Source organism: Streptococcus sp. 4155, from assembly GCF_013276695.1.
GTDB lineage: Bacteria > Bacillota > Bacilli > Lactobacillales > Streptococcaceae > Streptococcus > Streptococcus pseudopneumoniae.
Genome location: NZ_VMLM01000038.1, coordinates 18,926 through 19,159, shown reverse-complemented (window position 1 = coordinate 19,159; position 234 = coordinate 18,926).

Below are 234 nucleotides of genomic sequence, written 5' to 3'. Positions count from 1 at the left end.
TTAAGTGATAAAGTCGGGATTATAGCAGAAAGAAAGGCTTTTTTCAATGAAGAAAATAAGATGCTTTATAGGATAAAGCGAGCCTTTCCAATCGGCTGAGACACTTTCAGTCAATTTTTTCTTGCTTTCTGCTCCTGAAAAAGATATACTTTGCAAATAAAATAATTCAATACTCAATGAAAATCAAAGAGCAAACTAGGAAGCTAGCCGTAGTCAGCTCAAAGCACTGCTTTG